The organism is Sneathiella sp. (genome assembly GCF_041689005.1).
GTDB lineage: Bacteria > Pseudomonadota > Alphaproteobacteria > Sneathiellales > Sneathiellaceae > Sneathiella.
The window spans coordinates 1-18,547 of record NZ_JBDNHC010000157.1 but is presented as its reverse complement, the minus strand read 5'-3'; the positions used below and the strand labels follow the sequence as shown (position 1 = coordinate 18,547).

The 18,547-nt window shown below is 56.6% G+C and carries 16 protein-coding genes; 7 read left to right on the top strand and 9 right to left on the bottom strand.

The annotated features are described in order from the left end of the window. A partial coding sequence (locus tag ACESNI_RS17220; RefSeq protein ID WP_373089256.1) for a formate--tetrahydrofolate ligase occupies positions 1 to 1,074 on the top strand: 1,074 nt, incomplete at its 5' end. 140 nt (positions 1,075 to 1,214) lie between these two features. Beyond that, entirely contained in the window at positions 1,215 to 2,186 is a 972-nt protein-coding gene (locus ACESNI_RS17215) for a GlxA family transcriptional regulator (protein ID WP_373089254.1), read from the top strand. A 16-nt stretch (positions 2,187 to 2,202) separates the two neighbouring features. Here the strand turns inward: ACESNI_RS17215 and ACESNI_RS17210 are convergent, their stop codons facing one another. From ACESNI_RS17210 to ACESNI_RS17175, 8 genes are all read right to left on the bottom strand, one after another. Then, positions 2,203 to 4,236, bottom strand: coding sequence for an ASKHA domain-containing protein (locus ACESNI_RS17210; protein ID WP_373089252.1), 2,034 nt, complete (start codon positions 4,234 to 4,236; stop codon positions 2,203 to 2,205). Then, positions 4,229 to 5,131, bottom strand: a complete 903-nt coding sequence (locus ACESNI_RS17205) for a methyltetrahydrofolate cobalamin methyltransferase (RefSeq protein WP_373089250.1) — start codon at positions 5,129 to 5,131, stop codon at positions 4,229 to 4,231. The genes ACESNI_RS17210 and ACESNI_RS17205 overlap by 8 nt, the downstream gene beginning before the upstream one ends. 90 nt (positions 5,132 to 5,221) lie before the next feature. Beyond that, positions 5,222 to 6,319: a methylenetetrahydrofolate reductase gene (locus ACESNI_RS17200; RefSeq protein ID WP_373089248.1), complete on the bottom strand. Its 1,098-nt coding sequence runs from the start codon at positions 6,317 to 6,319 to the stop codon at positions 5,222 to 5,224. After that, positions 6,316 to 6,840 (bottom strand): methylenetetrahydrofolate reductase C-terminal domain-containing protein, encoded by a 525-nt coding sequence (locus ACESNI_RS17195; protein ID WP_373089246.1) that lies wholly within the window; start codon positions 6,838 to 6,840, stop codon positions 6,316 to 6,318. Before ACESNI_RS17195 ends, ACESNI_RS17200 begins: the two co-directional genes overlap by 4 nt. A 1-nt stretch (position 6,841) precedes the next feature. Further along, complete coding sequence (locus ACESNI_RS17190) at positions 6,842 to 7,144, bottom strand: virulence factor (RefSeq protein WP_373089244.1); 303 nt, start codon at positions 7,142 to 7,144, stop codon at positions 6,842 to 6,844. An 8-nt stretch (positions 7,145 to 7,152) separates the two neighbouring features. Beyond that, positions 7,153 to 7,755 (bottom strand): DUF1638 domain-containing protein, encoded by a 603-nt coding sequence (locus ACESNI_RS17185; protein ID WP_373089242.1) that lies wholly within the window; start codon positions 7,753 to 7,755, stop codon positions 7,153 to 7,155. A gap of 27 nt (positions 7,756 to 7,782) precedes the next feature. Then, positions 7,783 to 8,469: a corrinoid protein gene (locus ACESNI_RS17180; protein ID WP_373089240.1), complete on the bottom strand. Its 687-nt coding sequence runs from the start codon at positions 8,467 to 8,469 to the stop codon at positions 7,783 to 7,785. Between the two features lie 142 nt (positions 8,470 to 8,611). Then, the gene (locus ACESNI_RS17175) at positions 8,612 to 11,050 is read right to left on the bottom strand and encodes an FAD-dependent oxidoreductase (protein ID WP_373089238.1); all 2,439 of its coding nucleotides are present in this window, start codon (positions 11,048 to 11,050) and stop codon (positions 8,612 to 8,614) included. Positions 11,051 to 11,332: 282 nt separating this feature from the next. Here ACESNI_RS17175 and ACESNI_RS17170 point away from each other — a divergent pair, with 282 nt between their 5' ends. After that, complete coding sequence (locus ACESNI_RS17170) at positions 11,333 to 12,871, top strand: trimethylamine methyltransferase family protein (RefSeq protein ID WP_373089236.1); 1,539 nt, start codon at positions 11,333 to 11,335, stop codon at positions 12,869 to 12,871. A gap of 9 nt (positions 12,872 to 12,880) precedes the next feature. Here the strand turns inward: ACESNI_RS17170 and hutC are convergent, their stop codons facing one another. After that, positions 12,881 to 13,618 carry a histidine utilization repressor gene (gene hutC, locus ACESNI_RS17165; protein ID WP_373089234.1) on the bottom strand — a complete coding sequence of 246 codons (738 nt, stop codon included), beginning with the start codon at positions 13,616 to 13,618 and terminating at the stop codon, positions 12,881 to 12,883. Positions 13,619 to 13,729: 111 nt separating this feature from the next. On the opposite strand from hutC, the gene hutI reads away from it, so the two are divergent. The 4 genes from hutI to ACESNI_RS17145 form a co-directional block, all read left to right on the top strand. Next, positions 13,730 to 14,980: an imidazolonepropionase gene (gene hutI / locus ACESNI_RS17160; RefSeq protein WP_373089232.1), complete on the top strand. Its 1,251-nt coding sequence runs from the start codon at positions 13,730 to 13,732 to the stop codon at positions 14,978 to 14,980. A gap of 12 nt (positions 14,981 to 14,992) precedes the next feature. Beyond that, positions 14,993 to 16,543 (top strand): histidine ammonia-lyase, encoded by a 1,551-nt coding sequence (gene hutH / locus ACESNI_RS17155; RefSeq protein ID WP_373089230.1) that lies wholly within the window; start codon positions 14,993 to 14,995, stop codon positions 16,541 to 16,543. Continuing rightward, a complete protein-coding gene (gene hutG, locus ACESNI_RS17150; RefSeq protein WP_373089228.1) occupies positions 16,536 to 17,360 on the top strand; it encodes an N-formylglutamate deformylase in 825 nt (274 codons plus the stop codon). Before hutH ends, hutG begins: the two co-directional genes overlap by 8 nt. Beyond that, a partial coding sequence (locus ACESNI_RS17145; RefSeq protein ID WP_373089226.1) for a urocanate hydratase occupies positions 17,357 to 18,547 on the top strand: 1,191 nt, incomplete at its 3' end. The genes hutG and ACESNI_RS17145, both read left to right, overlap by 4 nt.

The window sequence follows — 18,547 nt, the reverse complement described above, 5'->3', positions numbered from 1 at the left end:
TCGGAAGTGATGGCGATTTTCTGTCTGGCGACGGACCTTGAGGATCTGAAACGCCGTCTGGGCAATATAATTGTCGGCTACACCCGGGAGAAGCAACCAATATTCGCGAAGGACCTCAATGCGCACGGGGCAATGACGGCGCTCCTGAAAGATGCCTTCCAGCCCAATCTGGTGCAAACGCTGGAAAATAACCCTGCCTTCATTCACGGTGGCCCGTTTGCCAATATCGCCCATGGCTGCAATTCGGTCCTCGCTACCAAAACCGCGCTCAAGCTAGCCGATTATGTGGTGACCGAGGCCGGTTTCGGCGCCGATCTCGGGGCAGAAAAATTCCTCGATATCAAATGCCGCAAAGCGGGACTCAAGCCGGAAATTGCCGTCGTTGTTGCCACGATCCGGGCTCTTAAAATGCACGGCGGCGTCGCAAAGGCGGATTTGGGGGTGGAGAATATCAAGGCCGTTACCCACGGTTCGGAGAACCTCGCGCGGCATGTCGAAAATCTCAAGAAATTTGGGTTGCCGGTGATCGTTGCCATTAACCAGTTTTCCGCCGATACAAAAGCCGAGGTCGATCAGGTGCGGCAGATCTGCGCTGAACTCGGGGTCGATGCTATTCTGTCAGATCATTGGGGCAATGGCGGTGCAGGCGCTGAGACTCTGGCCAAGGCTGTCGTTGAGAAGATTGATCAGAACGGGAGCAACTACGCCCCGCTTTATAACGACGCCCTGCCGCTCTGGGACAAGGTCCGGACCATCGCCCAGACCCTTTACGGCGCGCAAGGGATCATTGCCGATCAGAAGGTACGCGATCAATTCAAGGAATTGCAGGATGGCGGCTTCGGCCATTATCCCGTCTGTATCGCCAAAACCCAGTACAGTTTTTCTACCGACCCGAACCTTAAAGGCGCGCCCAGCAATCACGTCGTCCCGATCCGCGAGGTCCGCATCGCCGGCGGCGCTGAATTTGTTGTCGCAGTTTGCGGAAATATTATGACGATGCCCGGATTACCGCGCGTTCCCGCTGCGAACACCATCGATGTCGATGAAAATGGTCAGATTGTGGGTTTGTTCTAAGCTGATCGAAAGATGATTAATACGAAAGGAGCTGTGATGGGAGCTCCTTTTTTCGTTGCTCCTGCATAAAAGAGATTGTTTTTTTCTGTTTCTGAAGTAGCGTCTGGATAAGCATTTAATTATTTGGTGGTATAGCGAATTTGATACAAAAGACGGGCAGCAACAATGCCAAGCATAGTATAGGTTTTTGTCTCGTTCCTGAATTTTCGGCACTTGCCTTCATCTCGGCCATAGAACCGCTCAGGATTGCGAACAGGCTGAGTAATGAGCAGCTCTATAGCTGGCATTGTTTTTCAATTGACGGTCTGCCCGCGGTCAGCAGCGCCGGAATTGAAGTCTCGGTTGAGGGAAAAATCGCCGATATGCCCGTCTTTCCGATCGTCTTTACCTGTGGCGGCATTGATATTCAAAAGCATACCAGCCCGCAGATCATCTCAACCCTGCGCCGTCTGGCTTCTCACGGCTCGGATATCGGGGCGATTTGCACGGGCGCCCATGTGTTGGCCAAGGCCGGATTGCTCAACGGCTATCGCTGCACCATTCATTGGGAGAACTTGTCCGGGTTCCAGGAGGATTTCCCGGATCTCGATATCACCTCGGAACTGTTTGAAATTGACCGCAATCGCTATACCTGCGCCGGCGGCACATCCTCTCTCGACATGATGCTCAGCCTGATCACTAATCACGCCAATCATGAACTTGCGCTGGCCGTCGCCGATCAGCTGATTTACCACCGCATTCGTGAGGGGAATGAGCGCCAAAGGATGGAGTTGCGCGCCCGTCTCGGCATTTCCCATCCGAAGTTGCTGGCCGCCATTTCCTGTATGGAGGATAACCTTGAAGAGCCGTTGAGCTGTAGTGATCTTGCCACCAAAGTCGGGCTTTCAACGCGTCAACTGGAGCGGTTATTTCAGAAATATCTCAAATTTTCCCCGACCCGCTACTATCTTGGCCTTCGCCTTGACCGGGCCCGGTATCTTTTGACCCAAACCAGCCTGCCGATTATAGAGGTGGCGCTAGCCTGCGGATTTGTCTCGGCCTCGCATTTTTCAAAATGTCACCGGGAGCATTTTGGCCGCACCCCCAGCGACGAGCGCCGCGTCCGGCATTAACCGGGGGGCTCCAGCGTCAGCCGCGCCGACGCCGACGCCGACGGCCGTTATCCCCGTCAGGATTATTCGACGACACTCTCGGCTCCGGTAATTTTACGACTTTCGCCAGCTCCGGATAACGAGATGTTTTATGGGGTATTGCCATGGCTTCGACAAAATATTCCTGAAATTTCGGCTCCACTGCCGTCTCGATTTTTTCAACCGACCGGACCACGGCCTCAATCTCGTCGCGGGCTGATTTATTCAGCAGGGCAATCCGCGCGCCGATCCCCGCCGCGTTGCCGACCCCCTCGACATCTTCGAGATTACAGTCGGGGATCATGCCAAGAACCATGGCGTATTTGGTATCGATATGACTGCCGAAGGCACCGGTCAGGACAATCCGGTCGACCGTTTCAACACCGAGTTTATCCATTAGTAATTTCGCCCCGGCGTAGAGGGCAGCCTTTGCCAGCTGGATGGCGCGAACATCGGTCTGGTATATTTTGATTTCACTCTCACCACCGCGAATGACATAGGAAAAGGTCCGGCCATCAGCGACAACACGCGGGCTTTTGGCAGCAAAACTGCCGTCAATCACACCGTCCGTTGTGAGAATGCCGCTCAAATACATTTCGGCGATGACCTCGATGATGCCGGAGCCGCAAATGCCAGTAATCCCGGATTTCTTCGTCTCCTCCTCGAACCCATCCTCATCGGACCAGAGATCGGAACCGATCACTTTAAATCGCGGCTCCAGCGTCTCCGGATTGATCCTGACGCGCTCGATCGCACCCGCGGCAGCCCGTTGACCACAGGAAATTTGCGCGCCTTCAAACGCCGGCCCCGTTGGCGATGAGGCCGCAAGGAGCCGCACATTATTGCCCAGCACTATCTCTGCATTGGTGCCGACATCGATAATCAGCATCATCTGGTCCTGCAAATGGGGAGCTTCAGCAAGGATTACCGCCGCGGTATCGGCGCCGACATGACCGGCGATACAGGGCAGGAAATAGGCCCGCCCGTCAGGGTTCGATCCGACCCCGATTTCACTCATCCAGACGGTCATGCCAGAATTCGTCGTCAGGGCAAACGGTGCGCCGCCAAGTTCCGTCGGATCAATCCCGAGAAGCAGATGGTGCATGATCGGATTGCCGACAAATACGGCATTCAGGATATCCGTGGGATCAATCTCGGCCGCTTCGCTGACCTCAGCAATCAAGTCATTGATGCCGCGCCGCACCGCTTCGGTGAGCAATTGTTCGCCGCCCGGATTCATCATCACGTAGGACACCCGGCTCATCAGGTCCTCGCCGTAGCGGATCTGCGGGTTCATCATCCCGGCGGAGGCAACCACATCCCCCGTCGACAGGTTGCATAAATGCATGGCGATGGTGGTCGAGCCGACATCCACCGCCAAACCATAGGCAACATTATGAAACCCGGGCCAGATTTTCGTAATACGGGAGGAGCGGTGGACGGCCACTGTGACATTCCATTTACCGTCACGAAGAACCTTCTGCAGGGCCTGCAGCGTGCGAAGGTCGCATTCCATGAAATCGAGGCCCCACTGTTGCTTGAGTGCAAGGCAAAGCCGCTCAAAATCGCCGGTCGGATTGTACATATCCGGTTCCAGCACCTGCACGAAATGCAAGCGAATGGCCGGGTCCATCTCGATCTTGCGATCATCCGCCTGTTTGACGATGACCTGCTTGTGAACCTGGCTGACAGCGGGCACGTCGATAACCACGTCACCGCGGAGCAGGGCATGACAGCTAAGCCGACGTCCTTCCTTCATCCCACGGCGCTGTTTGAATTTCTCTTCTGCCTCGGCGAAGGGCGACAGGGAATCGGCACGACTGACCACCCCGTGCTTCGAGAACTTGCCGACCGTCAGGTCAACCTGGCAGCGCCCGCAGATCCCCCGTCCGCCGCAGACACTGTCGATATCAACGCCCAGCACCCGGGCGGCCTCAAGCACGGGTGTGCCATCCGGAAAACGCCCCCTTTTTCCCGAGGGCATGAACGCGACGAGATGGGTTTTTTCCTTGGCAAGCAACTCGTTAGGCATTGCGTCTCCGGCGGCGCTCGGCGCGGCGTGCTTCATCACTTCCCTCTGCTGCCGGTTCCCGGAAGGTTTTAATCCAGCTTACGCAGTTCGGATCACGGCCCATCACCACATTGGCGCCCTTGACCGCCGCCATTTCGGGTTCATGCAGAGGATTGGTAATCGCGGAGGTCATACCGGCGCCGATCGCCATGGACAGGAAGGCCGCGTTCATGCCATGACGGTTTGGCAGGCCAAAGCTGAAATTGGAGGCGCCGCAGGTTGTATTCACCTTAAGCTCGTTGCGCAGGCGGCTCACCAGTCTCAACACCTGCCGCCCGGCATCGTTCAGCGCCCCTACCGGCATTACCAGCGGATCGACGACAATATCTGCCGGGGAAATGCCATAGTCCTGAGCCCGTTCGACGATCTTCTTGGCAACGGCAAAACGCACGTCGGGATCCTCCGAAATGCCGGTTTCATCATTGGAAATCGCGACCACGGCGGCCCCGTATTTCTTTATCAGCGGCAATACGGATTCGAGGCGTTCCTCCTCGCCGGTCACGGAATTGACCAGCGGCTTGCCCTGGTAGACAGCCAGACCGGCGGCCAGAGCCTCGACAATGGAGCTGTCGATGGACAAAGGGACATCGGTCAGGCTTTGCACCAGCTTGATGGTTTCAGCGAGAATGCGCGGCTCATCCGCAAGCGGGATTCCGGCATTGACGTCGAGCATATGGGCACCGGCGGCGACCTGCGCCAGGGCATCGGCCTCAACCCGACTGTAATCCCCTACCTTCATTTCCGCGGCCAGCAGCTTGCGGCCTGTCGGGTTGATACGCTCGCCAATGATAACAAAGGGCCGGTCAAATCCGATAATGACTTCCTTGGTGGCGGAGGAGAGGCGGGTTTCAGTCATACAATGAACCTTGAAATTAGGGGCTTTCGCCGATTGTCATCCACATTCCATTAAAAGGCCAACCCGGCAATCCTCTAGCCTAATACCGACTTACTGTTCCTCAGAAACGGCAGCAACCATTTCCTGCGGATTTATTGAGTTATCCATCTGTTCCTTCACCGTCTCAAAGGCATCAGCCACCGCCTCAAAGTCCGGATTGCTTTCTCGTTTCCAAGGCTGACGGCCTTTGAGAATACCGGATTCATATACGATATCGGCGACCAGCTCTTCTTGTCGGTAGGCCATCACATGTGCGCCGGAAACGCCCTTCATTTCATGGACCTGCTGAAGGATCTCGATACAGATCTTCTTGCCTTCCAATTTCTGATCCTCCGCGCCTTCAAGTCGGTCGATGATGGCGTCGGGAATATGAATGCCGGGCACGTTGGCGCGTATCCATTTGGCCGCGCGGGCCGAGGCCAGCGGGCCAACCCCGACCAGGATAAAGCATTTTTTATCGAGGCCCAGGTCCCGCGTCTGCTCCATGTAGCGGGTCAGCATCGGGATATCGAAACAATATTGCGACTGGACGAACTGCGCGCCTGCTTCAATCTTTTTAGCCAGCCGCAGGGGCCGGAAATCATAGGGTGGCGCAAAGGGATTAATCGCCGCCCCCAGAAACACCTGCGGCGGCGAGGTGATTTTGCGCCCCGACAGAAACCGTCCCTCGTCCCGCATCATCCTGACAGTCCGAAGAAGCGACATGCAGTCGAGGTCGAACACCGGCTTGGCGCCCGGCTGGTCGCCCGCCTGCACCCCGTCCCCCGTAAGACACAGGATGTTATTCACCCCCATGGCAGCCGCGCCCAGCACGTTACCCTGAATAGCGATGCGGTTATGGTCGCGACAGGAAATCTGCATAATCGGAGAATAGCCGACGCGGGTCAGCAGCGCGCAAATACTGACTGAGGACATATGACAATTGGCGCCCGAGCCGTCGGTCGCATTGATGCCATCCACCCAGCCGTCAAAAATCGCGCCGCGCTCGAATACCTCATTCGGGTCGGCGCTGTCAGGCGGGTTAAGCTCGGCGGTCACGGCAAATTCGCCCGCCCGCAAAACCCGTTCCAATCGTCCGCGCGAGGTATGACCCGGCAAAGGCGGTAACGGTCCATGATCCGCGGATTTTTCAGGTGTCCCCGTTGTCATGGCATGGGTTCAGCCTGCTTTTCAGCTGCCTCCGCCGTTGCCCGAAGCCAGGCCGATGATCCGCGATACGAATGATTAACCGGGGCTTGCACTTTCAGAATATTGTCGCCCGATTCCATGTTCCGGCTGCCCTTCCAGGCCTCGACCCAGACACAGGGCATCTCCGGTTCTACCTCGCAATTGCCATTCGCACGGACCCCGCCGCAAGGCCCGTTGCGCAGGGATTTCGGGCAGTTCATCGGACAAGACATGCCCGTATCACTGAGCGCGCATTGGCCACACATCCGGCAATCGAACAAAAAGCGCTTCACGGTTCTCTCGACCAGAACCACCGGTTTTTCGACCCGTTTGTAGCCAATGAAATTCCACAGTGGATGAAGTTTCAGGAAAACCGTGGCCAGCATCTTGTAAATCCGTTCCAATCCCCGCGAATGGCGAACAGACCAGAGGCGCACCGTATAAAAGGCACGGGAGCGAACAACCGGACTAGTTTTTGCGGGTTGATAGGCGGATTTTGGCATCTCAGACGGCTTTCCGGCCGCCATTAACGACGAATGCCCGTAGCATCGCTTCGTCAAATTCAGCCTCTATGCGAGCGGCGCAATCGGTGGCGGCGGTTTCCAGCTCTCCGTCAACGGCCTCTGCCTCCCCTTTTCGCCAGCCGTCAAGATAGGCGTCACTTCCATGTGCCTTGTCGCGCATGGCGGCCATGTCGATTGCCTCCTGAAAGCGCTCGGACAGCATCACCTTGGCGTTTGTCCGACCCTGCTTGACGACGATCTGGGAGGGGATATCCCGCCAGTATAAAATGTTAAGCTGTGCCACTGTTTGCCCTAACCTGCTGCTTTCAGTTTCAAAAAATCTTCAAGTCCCGTAAGGCCGGTAAAACGGTATTCGTAGGCCAGTGAAAGCCGCTCCGCCGCGGCCTTCGCCTTTTCCTGCAATTCCGGATCTTCAATCTGGGAGAGATACAAAAGATGTTCATAGTTCCCGAAATAAAGCGGTAAAAGTTCCGGATGCCGATCTATCCCGAGCCCTTCGATAATCAGCCTGTCAAAATGCCGGGCTAAAAAGTCAGTGAGATAAAAAGTCGCGGGCTCGGCGTCGGCCAGAGAATTGAACAGAGACGATCCAGTAAAAAATTCGTAGCAATGGGCGCCGGCAATTCGCTCTACCCCCTCTTCGCGGAGAACGTCGTCGAGTTTGCCCCCCGTCCCGCAATCGCCATAGAGCGCTAATATCTTGTCAAACTGGTCGCGGTTGGCGTGGATCTTCTTGCGTATCGCCTCGGGGATAAGGGCTGGCCGGTTATGCAGCTTAGCAGGCAAGCAAGTAATCTCGACATGACCCCACTGGCCTGTCGCGAGAACGGCGAGGGTTTCCTCGGCGAGCGCCCCGCAGGCGATCAACAGTGTTTTGGGATGTTCCGGCACCATGGCAATGTCCCTATTCCTAACATTCCGTCAGGCGGCCCGCCGTTCAGCGACCATACGCTGGGCAATTTCGACGGTCATTGCCGCATCGCGCCCATATGCATCCGCACCGACACTGTCCGCGAATTCCTCATTGAGCGGTGCCCCGCCGACCATCACGATATAATCGTCGCGAATGCCCTTTTCCTTCATAGTGTCAATGACGACCTTCATGTAGGGCATTGTCGTGGTCAGCAACGCCGACATGCCGATGATGTCCGGCTTATGCTCTTCAAGGGCGGCGAGATATTTTTCAACCGGGTTATTGATGCCGAGGTCAATCACCTCGAACCCGGCACCCTCCATCATCATAATGACGAGGTTCTTGCCGATATCGTGAATATCGCCCTTCACCGTCCCGATCACCATCTTGCCGGCCTTCGGCGCACCGGTTTCAGCAAGAAGCGGCTTCAGAATGAACATTCCCGCCTTCATGGAATTTGCCGCGAGCAGGACTTCGGGCACAAACAGGATGCCATCTCGAAAATCCACACCGACAATCCGCATGCCTTCGACCAAAGCCTCAGTCAGAACCTTGTAGGGCTCCCACCCGCGACCCAGAAGGATATTCACACCTTCTCGTATCTCGTCGGCCAATCCGTCGTATAGATCATCATGCATTTGTTCGACAAGCTCTGAGTCTTCAAGGCTTGAGAGGTCAATATCGTCGTCTTCCATGTGAGGCTCCACTGACTTACAAAATTGGCGGCACTTTATGTCAAAAGTGTCATTTAATGCGGGCTGTAAAACTATTCCCGCGCAGACATCGAATAATTTTCTTGCGACACTTTCACGAAAAAAGCGTCGAAACCTTTGATTCTCATGCGCGAAGCCGAATATTTTCCGGATCGAAAATTGATTCTTCAATGACCACCGCCGGATATCGCTTGCCGAGTATTTCAATTTCAAGTTCCGTTCCGACGGCTTCCATGCCCGCCTGAATATAGCCTTGGGCCAGGCTTTTTCCGACCCAGTGCCCATAGGCGCCCGCGGTTGCCCGCCCGACGATTTTACCGTTCCTGTCATAGAGCGGCTCGTTGCCTATCGGGTCTGCATCGTCGATATTCTTAACCTCAAGACAGACGAAGGACTGCGGAACGCCCGCTTCCTTCTGGGCGATGAGGGCCTCGCGGCCAATAAAGTCGCCCTTGTCGAGATGAACAAATTTTTCAAGACCGGCCTCGAACACGGAATATTCGCGGGTCAGGTCCTGGCCCCACATGCGGTAGTTTTTCTCCATGCGCAAGCTGTCCATCGCGCGCATTCCGCACATGCCAAGACCGAATTCCTCGCCAGCCCCGACGATCACATCATAAATATGATTCTGATACTCGATCGGGTGATGTAGCTCCCAACCAAGATCGCCGACGAAATTGACCCGGAGCGCGCGGCAAGGCGCCAGTCCCACCGTGATATGCTGCCCGGTCAGCCATTTGAACCCATTATTTGAGAGATCCGCGTCCGTAATCTTTCTGAGAATATCGCGCGACTTCGGACCCGCCAGCACCAGCACGCCATGGGCCGTGGTGACGTTATCGAGACGGACAGAGCCGTCATCGGGCAGGTGTTTTAACAGATAATCATGATCAAACCGCTCTGCCGCACCGGAGCTTACCAAATAGAAAGCTTCCGGCCCGTCGCGCATGATGGTGAATTCGGAGCGGATACCGCCGCGTTTATTGAGGACATGGGAGAGGTTAATCCGGCCGATACCCTTCGGCAGTTTGCGGCAGACGAGCCGGTCGAGAAAGGCCTCCGCCCCCGGTCCCGTCACCTGAAACTTGGAAAAGCTGGTGATATCGATCAGTCCGGCATTGGTGCGGGTGTTTTTTACTTCGTTGCCGACATGTTCAAAATAATTTGAACGCCGAAAACTCCAGTCATCCACTGGCTTCACGCCCTCAGGCGCGAACCAGTTGGGCCGCTCCCAGCCATACCGCTGGCCAAATACCGCGCCGCGCGCCGCCATGCGGTCATGACAGGGGCTGGTTTTGAGGGGGCGGCCCGCCGGGCGCTCCTCATCCGGATAATGAATGACGAAAACATGCTCATAGCATTCCTCGTTCTTGATCTTGGTATAGGGCTTGGTGGCATAGGCACCAAAACGGCGCGGATCGACATCCATCATGTCGATGCCGGGCTCGCCTTCCGTAATCCATTCCGCCAGCTGCCAGCCGGAGCCGCCCGCCGCGGTCACGCCAAAGCTGTGCCCCTCGTTCATCCAGAAATTCTTGAGGCCCCAGGCGGGGCCGATCATCGGGCTGCCATCGGGCGTATAGGCAATCGGCCCGTTGATGATGTCCTTGATCCCGGCATCGGCGAAAGACGGCACGCGCTTGATCGCCGCCTCGACATGGGGCATCAGACGTTCAAGATCGCCCGCGAACAGTTCCTGCCCGAAGGTCTCCGGAACCCCATCAACAAAGCAGGCCGGCGCCCCATGTTCATAAGGGCCGAGAATGTAGCCCTGGCGCTCCTCGCGCAGGTAATAGGACGCATCACTCTCGCGCAGCACCGCCATCTCGGGAAGCCCTGCCTTTTTCCGCTCGACCAGCTCCGGGACCTCATCGGTGACGATATATTGATGCTCGACCGGGATTACCGGGATATCAAGCCCGACCATGGCGGCGGTTTGACGGGCATAGTTGCCGGTGCAGCTTACGACATGCTCAGCGGTAATATCGCCCTTGTTTGTCCGGATCAGCCATTCGCCGTTCTTCTGCTGCTCAACCGAGAGAACCTCGGTATGGCGATTAATCTCGGCACCGCCCTTGCGCGCGCCGATTGCCATGGCATTGGTGACATCAACCGGCGCGATATGGCCATCATCCGGATGATAAAGCGCCCCGACCAGCCCCTCGATATCGGACAGCGGCCAGAGGTCCTTTACCTGCTTGGGTGTGATGATTTCATAAGGAACGCCGATCGTGTTCGCGGTGCCACAATATTTCAGATACTCATCCATGCGTTCCTTGTTGGTGGCAAGGCGCAGGTTGCCGGTGACATGGAAACTGACGTTCTGGCCCGTTTCAGCCTCCAGCCGTTTATAGAGATCAACACTGTATTTATGGATTTGGCCTACCGCGTAACTCATGTTAAACAGGGGGAGCAGTCCGGCGGCATGCCAGGTTGACCCGGCGGTCAACTCCGTCCGCTCCAGAAGGACAACGTCTGACCAGCCCTTTTTCGTCAAATGGTACAGCGTACTGACGCCGACAACGCCGCCCCCGATAACGACCACCCGTGCATGTGATTTCATTTTCCCCGTCCCCTTATACCCTGTTCCCTGCCACGCCCAGACAGTGAAGCGTCCTAAAACACCGTGGCGATTGACGACGCGTATCGCTAACAATTCTCCGACGCTCGCTGTCCCTTTCCCGCCATGGAAAATCTGCGCTAAAGCCGCCTCTTGCAAATGTTCTAAATTCGCCAGAGAAAATGATAAAAAAGACGCCAATACGCTAGTCTCACAACAATTTTCAGATTTAATAAATGGCGAAGGCACTCTTTCATCTGGGCCCCATAGGAGTTGGAGAATTTCATGAGCGCAACCGCACCCCGTGCCGGACGGAGAGGCCGCGACGCCCGCCGCGAAGCGAGGCAAAGCAATAACAGCCGTCATATTCCCTATATCAAGCGCAATATCCCTGTCACCAACCTGACCAGCAACGAAGCGCTTGAGATTATCGAGGCAAATGCTGATACTATCCTGGAGGAAATCGGGATAGATTTCCGCGACGACCCGGAATCACTGCAGCTCTGGAAGGATGCGGGTGCCGATGTACAGGGAGAGCGGGTGCATTTCCCCAAGGGCCTCGTCCAACAACTTCTCAAAACCGCCCCCGCCGAATTTACCCAGCATGCTCGCAATCCGATGAACAATGTCCAGATTGGCGGCAATAATACGGTGTTGGCCCCGGTCTATGGTCCGCCCTTCGTTCATGACTTGGATAAGGGCCGACGCTACGGCACGATCAAGGATTTCGAGAATTTTGTAAAACTCGCCTATATGGCGCCCGCCATGCATCATTCCGGCGGTACGGTCTGTGAGCCGGTCGACCTGCCCGTCAACAAGCGGCATTTCGACATGGTCTACAGCCATATCAAATATTCCGACAAGCCGTTCATGGGATCGGTGACGGCGCCGGAACGGGCGCAGGACAGCGTGGACATGGCCTCCCTTGTGTTCGGGAAAGAGTTTGTACAGAACAACTGTGTGATGCTGAACCTTATCAACGCCAATTCACCGATGACGTTTGATGCAACCATGCTGGGCGCGCTTAAAACCTATGCCGCAAACAACCAGGCTTGTGTTGTCTCCCCGTTTATTCTCTCGGGCGCGATGAGCCCGGTTTCGGGTGCCGGAACTCTGTCGCAGCTGCTCGCGGAAGCGATGGCTGGCTGCGCGCTGACACAGCTGATCAAACCGGGCACCCCGGTGATCTTCGGCACCTTTGTAAGCTCGATTTCCATGCAGTCAGGCGCGCCGACGTTTGGCACGCCGGAAAGCAGCCTTGTGCTCAACGGAGCTGCCGAACTCTCCCGCCGTCTCAACTTGCCGTTCCGTTCCGGCGGATCTTTTACCGCTTCTAAGCTCCCGGACGCGCAAGCCGCCTATGAGAGCGCACAGACTTTGTTGATGACGATCCTGTCCGGCGTTAATTTCTCGCTTCATGCGGCCGGCTGGCTCGAAGGTGGTCTATGTTCGTCCTATGAGAAATTCGTCATGGATATCGATCAATGTGCGATGATGGAAGTCCTCGCCCGAGGGATCGATATCAGCGAGAACGGACAGGCCATGGACGCGGTGCGCGAGGTTGGCCCCGGCGGCCATTTCCTCGGCTGTGCCCATACCCAGGCGAATTTCGAGGAGGCCTTCTACCGCTCCCGCATCGCCGATAACAATTCAGTCGAGCAATGGCAGGCGGATGGATCGAAGGATACGGCCACGCGTGCCAACGGCGTCTGGAAACAGATGTTGCGCGATTACCAGGCCCCGGAATTGGATGTCAGCGTGGACGAAGCCCTGCAGGCCTTCATGACACAGCGAAAAGAATCGTTTCCCGATTCAAACGTTTAACTTAACCGCTTACCGGTCGGCGGTAAATGCGCCGCCGACAGTGAAACGGCTGCCCGGATGGAACAGGCGCACGGTAGTGATGACCGCCTCCCCCGCGTAAGTATGGCGCTCAAGGGTCAGCACCGGTTCCCCCTCATTCAGCGCCAAAAGACGCACTTGTTCGGCGGTCGCGATATCGGCACTGATTCGGTGATCGGCGCGGCTGTAGGGCACGGTCCGGATCAGGAAACCGCTCGGCGTTTCAGTCCTGAAATCCTGAGCGAGGAAATCAGGGACCAGTTCCGGGTTCACATAGCGGTCCTCGAGCTGGACCGGTGCGTCCCCCTCGGAATGCAGAACAAGGCAGTGAAACAGCGGGCTGTCTTTCGCCCCCGTCATGATCGAGGCGATATCCTCAGGCGGCTGCGCGGATTCCAGTTTCAGCATCTTTGCCCTATGGACATGGCCGCGGGCGGCGATTTCATCGGCAATATTGCGGATTTCCAAAAGCCCGGTTTCCAGTTTGCTGGGCGCCACAAAGGTTCCCGATCCCTGCCGCCGGGCGAGCAGTCCTTCCTGGGTCAGTTCGCGCAGCGCACGATTTATGGTCATGCGCGAGGCTTTCAGTTCCTCGACGAGCGCATGTTCGGTCGGGATACGGTCTCCCGCCGACCAGTCGCCGGAATTTATTTTGCGAGCAATCAATTGCTTGATCTGTCGATAAAGCGGCTCCGCCTTGGTGCGGGTTAGGTCTGTGACGCTATTCATACGCTGCCTACAACATCTGAAATTTGAATATCAAAAAAAACGCTTGAACATCCTGCAAATCCAATCATAATAATTTGTATATACAACTTTTTCACCGGGAGCAAAATGAAAATGGCGGAGGCGATATGGGACAGGCTATTCATCAATGCCCGGATCGCCACCATGACAACCGGCGGTGAACCCTACGGCATGATCGATGCGGCCGCGCTTGCGGTCTCCGGCGATAAAATCAGATGGATCGGGAATCTCGAAGATCTGAGCCCCGATGTTGTTAAAAATACGCGCGAGGTTCTGGACCTTGAAGGACGCTGGATGACTCCGGGCCTCATTGATTGCCATACCCATCTCGTCTATGCAGGTAACCGCGCCGGAGAATTTGAGATGGGCTTGAACGGCGCCAGTTACGCCGAAATTGCGGCGAGCGGTGGCGGCATTATCTCAACGGTCACCCAGACCCGGGATGCCAGTGAAAGCGATCTTGCCGCCGAAAGTCAGCCGCGGCTACAAGCCTTGATCGATGGCGGGGTGACAACAGTGGAGATTAAATCCGGATATGGCCTCGATCTTGAAACGGAAATCAAGATGCTGGAGGTCGCCAGACAACTCGGCACGATCAATCCGGTGCGGGTACAGAAAACTTTTCTGGGCGCCCATGCCCTGCCGCCCGAGTTCGCGGGCGACAGCGACGGCTATATGGCCAAGGTCTGCCATGAAATGCTGCCGACAATCCATGCGCTGGGTCTCATTGATGCGGTGGATGCTTTTTGCGAGACGATTGGCTTCTCTGCCGAGCAGGTCCGGCAATTGTTCAAGGCTGCGGAAAAACTGAAACTGCCGCTAAAACTTCATGCCGAGCAACTCAGCAACCTGCATGGGGCGGAACTTGCGGCGCATTTCAGGGCCCTGTCCGCCGATCATCTTGAGTATGTCGATGAAAAGGGCGTCGCCGCCATGGCAAAATTCGGCACAGTCGCGGTGATCCTGCCCGGTGCCTTTTATTTTTTAAGGGAAACCAGAAAGCCGCCCATTGAGCTGTTGCGCAAATACAAGGTGCCAATGGCGCTCGCCACCGACTGCAATCCGGGATCCTCGCCGACGACGTCGCCGCAATTGATGATGAATATGGCGGCGATCCTGTTTCGCCTGACCCCGGAAGAGGCACTTACAGGCTTCACGCGCAACGCCGCTGCGGCCCTTGGCCTAGCTTCGGAGATCGGGACGCTGGAGATTGGCAAGCAGGCTGATCTCGCCATTTGGAATATCGAGCATCCGTCCGAGTTAACGCAAGGTATCGGCACGAATCCGCTCTATATTCGGTATTACGGGAAATCCGGTAAGGGGGCAGTCCCCGCCAGGGTCTGAGAGGAACGTCTTATGGAAACACCCTTAACCGTCATGCCGGGCCATATGAGCCTTGACGATTTACGCCGGGTTTATCAAGGTCCGGTCAAGCTTGCACTCGATCCGAGCTGTCTGGATAATATCGATGCCGGTGCCGCGTCTATACAGGCTATCGTTGAAAGCGGCAAAACCGTGTATGGCATTAACACGGGGTTCGGCCGTCTGGCCCAGGAAGTCATTCCAAGGGACAAGTTGGAAGACCTGCAAAGAAATCTCGTCCTGTCCCATTCGACCGGCATCGGCCCGCTTCTTGACGATAATATTGTCCGCCTAATTCTGGTGATGAAGGCCGCGAGCCTTGCCCGGGGGTTTTCCGGCGTCCGGGCGGTGGTCATTGAGGCCCTGCTGAATTTTATCGATCATGAAATCTATCCCTGTATTCCGGCGAAGGGATCCGTCGGCGCGTCCGGCGACCTCGCGCCACTCGCCCATATGAGCGCGGCCTTGCTCGGTGTTGGTGATGTCAGGATGCAGGACGAGATCCGGCCCGCTGCCGTCGTCCTCGAAAAGTTCAAACTGACGCCGCTGATCCTCGGCCCCAAGGAGGGGCTGGCGCTTCTCAACGGCACCCAGGTCTCAACCGCCCTCGCCCTTGCCGGATTGTTTGAGGCGGAGAAATTGCTGGCGGCAGCGACGCTTTCGGGCAGCCTCTCCCTTGATGCCGCCAAAGGAACCGACGCCCCGTTTGACACCCGCATTCATGCGGCGCGGGGTCAAATCGGACAAATGGAAATGGCGGCGAGCTATCGCGCCCTGATCGAGGGCAGTGAAATCCGTAAATCCCATGAAGATTGCGAAAAGGTACAGGACCCCTATTGCCTGCGCTGCCAACCTCAGGTGATGGGGGCTTGTCTTGACCAGATTCGCCATGCGGCCACCATTCTGAAAATCGAGGCGAACGCTGTTTCCGATAACCCGCTGGTATTCACCGATAGCGGCGAAGTCATTTCCGGGGGCAATTTCCACGCCGAGCCGGTGGCACTGGTTGCCGATAATCTAGCTCTCGCCATTGCCGAAATCGGATCGATGTCCGAGCGGCGGATCGCCATGCTAATTGATACCAGCATCAGCGGACTGCCGGCCTTCCTGGTCAAAAACCCCGGCGTCAATTCCGGCTTTATGATCGCCCATGTCACCGCAGCGGCGCTCGCAAGCGAGAACAAGCAGCGGTCGCATCCGGCCTCGGTTGACAGCATCCCGACCTCCGCCAATCAGGAGGATCATGTCAGCATGGCGACCCACGGCGCGCGCCGGCTGTTGCCGATGGCGCAGAATACGGCCGCGATCGTCGGCATAGAATTGCTGGCGGCAGCGCAAGGGGTTGAGTTCCGCCACCCGCTGCAGTCCTCGGCGCCACTTGAAGTCCTGTTTAACGAGATCCGGAAAATCGTTCCGTCCTACGATGAAGACCGGTTCTTTGCCCCGGATATAAAGGCGGCGCAGGATCTCGTCACAAGTGGATCTTTACGGGAAATTTTCCAGGATATTTTACCCTCTATTTCAGTGGATTGGCGTGATGAGTGATATTTATACCTTAACCAGAAGATCGTCCCCGTTATTGCTCAGCCAGCCGCATGCGGGCACTGAAATTCCCGCCGCGCTGGAAAAGCGCATGACCAAGGCGGCGCAGGGCAGGCCGGATACGGACTGGCATATGGCGCGGCTCTATGATGACATGGCGGAAGCCTTGGGCGCTAGCGTGATCACGGCCAACTATTCCCGCTTTGTGATTGATCTTAATCGCGACCCGGACGGGATATCGCTCTATCCGGGAATGAGTGTCACCGAGCTTTGCCCGCTCTCGCTTTTTGATGACGCGCAGATTTATCTGGACGGCCAAAATCCGGAGGAGGCGGAAATATCAGAGCGGAAGATCCACTACTGGCAGCCCTATCACGATGCCCTCGCCTCGGAAATCGACAGGATCAAGGCTGAGCACGGATATGCACTGCTCTATGATTGTCATTCGATCCGCTGCATCCTGCCCCGCTTTTTCGAAGGGCGCCTGCCGACCCTTAACCTCGGAACGGGAGACGGAAAAACCTTAGCCCCCGATCTTGAGCGGGCAGTCGAGAAAATCGCCGCCGACTCCCCCTACAGCCATGCGCTCAACGGGCGCTACAAGGGCGGTTATATCACGCGCCACTACGGTGATCCCGCCCAAAATGTGCAGGCCCTGCAAATGGAACTGGCGCAGGAGGATTACATGGAGGAGGTATCACCTTTCCCCTATCTGGACGAGAAAGCCAAAAAACTGCAACCTACCCTTAAATTGATTTTAGAAGAAATGCTCGACTGGGGACAGCGGACCCGGGACAGGGCAGAAGGACCCGCCATATGAATGAACGACTGGACAATTCCCGCAAGATCAAGGCGCCGACGGGAACCGAGCTTTCCTGCAAGAGCTGGTTGACCGAGGCACCGCTGCGGATGCTCATGAACAATCTCGATGCGGAAGTGGCCGAAAACCCCGCGGAACTTGTTGTTTATGGCGGCATTGGTCGGGCGGCGCGCAACTGGCAGTGTTTCGATCAAATCCAGCGCTCCTTACGTGAACTGAACGCGGATGAGACCCTGCTCGTCCAGTCGGGCAAGGCCGTCGGCATCTTCAAGACCCACGAAAATGCACCGCGGGTTCTGATCGCTAACTCCAATCTGGTACCGCATTGGGCGAACTGGGACCATTTCAATGAGCTCGATAAAAAAGGCCTGATGATGTATGGCCAGATGACGGCGGGATCCTGGATCTATATCGGCAGTCAGGGCATCGTTCAGGGGACCTATGAAACCTTTGTCGAGGCCGGACGCCAGCATTTCGGCGGCGATATGGCCGGGAGATGGATTTTGACCGGCGGCCTCGGCGGTATGGGCGGGGCGCAGCCGCTGGCGGCAACCATGGCCGGCGCCTCGATGCTCGCCATCGAATGCCGTCCGAGCAGCATTGAGTTTCGCCTGCGCTCCGGCTATCTCGACCGCAAAGCTGACAGCCTTGAGGAGGCCCTCAAGATCATTCGCGACGCGAGCGAAAAGAAAAAGGCGGTTTCCGTCGGCCTGCTCGGTAATGCCGCCGATATCTTTCCCGAAATCCTGAAGGGTAGCTACTTGCCCGATCTGGTGACCGACCAGACCTCCGCCCATGATCCGGTCAACGGCTATCTGCCACAAGGCTGGAGCCTCAACGAATGGGAAGAGAAGCGCGTCTCTGATCCCAAGGCAGTCGAGAAGGCCGCGCGAAAATCCATGGCGGTTCAGGTTCGGGCGATGCTTGAGTTCCAGTCCCGTGGCATCGCGACCGTCGATTACGGCAACAACATTCGTCAGGTCGCTCTGGAGGAAGGGGTCGATAGCGCCTTTAACTTTCCGGGCTTCGTACCGGCTTATATCCGCCCCCTCTTCTGCCGCGGCATCGGCCCGTTCCGCTGGGCAGCACTTTCGGGCGACCCGGAAGATATCTACAAGACCGACGCCAAGGTGAAGGAAATCCTCGCGGACGACACCCACCTGCACAACTGGCTGGACATGGCGCGC

Excerpts from the sequence above, each read along its gene's own strand:
- ACESNI_RS17210 (WP_373089252.1), bottom strand. The coding sequence starts at position 4,236 with ATGCCTAACGAGTTGCTTGCCAAGGAAAAAACCCATCTCGTCGCGTTC.
- ACESNI_RS17205 (WP_373089250.1), bottom strand. The coding sequence starts at position 5,131 with ATGACTGAAACCCGCCTCTCCTCCGCCACCAAGGAAGTCATTATCGGA.
- ACESNI_RS17200 (WP_373089248.1), bottom strand. The coding sequence starts at position 6,319 with ATGACAACGGGGACACCTGAAAAATCCGCGGATCATGGACCGTTACCG.
- ACESNI_RS17195 (WP_373089246.1), bottom strand. The coding sequence starts at position 6,840 with ATGCCAAAATCCGCCTATCAACCCGCAAAAACTAGTCCGGTTGTTCGC.
- ACESNI_RS17185 (WP_373089242.1), bottom strand. The coding sequence starts at position 7,755 with ATGGTGCCGGAACATCCCAAAACACTGTTGATCGCCTGCGGGGCGCTC.
- ACESNI_RS17180 (WP_373089240.1), bottom strand. The coding sequence starts at position 8,469 with ATGGAAGACGACGATATTGACCTCTCAAGCCTTGAAGACTCAGAGCTT.
- ACESNI_RS17175 (WP_373089238.1), bottom strand. The coding sequence starts at position 11,050 with ATGAAATCACATGCACGGGTGGTCGTTATCGGGGGCGGCGTTGTCGGC.
- ACESNI_RS17170 (WP_373089236.1), top strand. The coding sequence starts at position 11,333 with ATGAGCGCAACCGCACCCCGTGCCGGACGGAGAGGCCGCGACGCCCGC.
- hutC (WP_373089234.1), bottom strand. The coding sequence starts at position 13,618 with ATGAATAGCGTCACAGACCTAACCCGCACCAAGGCGGAGCCGCTTTAT.
- hutI (WP_373089232.1), top strand. The coding sequence starts at position 13,730 with ATGGCGGAGGCGATATGGGACAGGCTATTCATCAATGCCCGGATCGCC.
- hutH (WP_373089230.1), top strand. The coding sequence starts at position 14,993 with ATGGAAACACCCTTAACCGTCATGCCGGGCCATATGAGCCTTGACGAT.
- hutG (WP_373089228.1), top strand. The coding sequence starts at position 16,536 with ATGAGTGATATTTATACCTTAACCAGAAGATCGTCCCCGTTATTGCTC.